Below are 747 nucleotides of genomic sequence, written 5' to 3' on the forward strand. Positions count from 1 at the left end.
AAGCGGTTTCACACGAACATCTGGGGCTCCATTCTGGAAGCAGAACGATTCCGCCGGCGTATTGGCAAGCTCGATTTACTTGAACCATCAGGGCTACGAGTGGTGGTCACAGCGTGTTTCTTCGACGCCAACCGCCGGTTTCGGTGCGGCCGCAGACTTTCCGGCGCAGACGTTACTGGCCACACAGCCAAACACCTGGAACGGTGAAGCCGTACTCGTGCGCTGCCACGTGATGGCCATCCAGCCGTCAAGCCTGTGGGCCTACGTGGCCGATCTGCCCCACTTGCGTTTTGTGCGCAATGACAACATCAACGACGGTCAGATCCTGACGCTCGGCACAGAAAGATGGTTCGCCGCACCCGTGTATCGCAAGAACACCGCGAGCCGCGACGCATCAATTCCAACAAGTTCAAACCACTCTGGCACCTTGGGCATGGCCGTGCGCTACGACGGTCCGTGACGCCTGGGGCGAAGCGCGCAAGGTCCACCTATGCCAACGCTCACCGGCGTCACGCTGTCGGCTGCGCAGGCCGGCTCGCTCAACCAGAACCTCAGCCGCGACGGCGACACCTTTGGGCCGATCTACCCGTGGGCGGCCAGCATGGCGCCGGCGGCACTGACGGGCACACGCGTCTACCAGCCCAACGTCACGGTGCCAGCGCAGGAGGCCAAGGCGGGAAGCATTCTCGGCAGCTACTTCGATGATTTCTATTTCCGCATCCACATCATGCCGTCGAGCTTCGCGCT

General features: G+C 61.8%; 2 protein-coding genes. Both read left to right on the plus strand.

Going from position 1 to position 747, the window contains the following annotated elements; all coding sequences use genetic code 11:
• Positions 1–460: hypothetical protein (locus MOJ79_RS18880; RefSeq protein WP_241925543.1), on the plus strand; the 460-nt coding region annotated here is incomplete at its 5' end.
• A 30-nt stretch (positions 461–490) separates the two neighbouring features.
• A partial coding sequence (locus tag MOJ79_RS18885) for a hypothetical protein (protein WP_241925544.1) occupies positions 491–747 on the plus strand: 257 nt, incomplete at its 3' end.

Origin of the sequence: Calidifontimicrobium sp. SYSU G02091 (assembly GCF_022631395.1) — a bacterium.
GTDB classification, from domain to species: Bacteria; Pseudomonadota; Gammaproteobacteria; order Burkholderiales; family Burkholderiaceae_C; genus Calidifontimicrobium; species Calidifontimicrobium sediminis.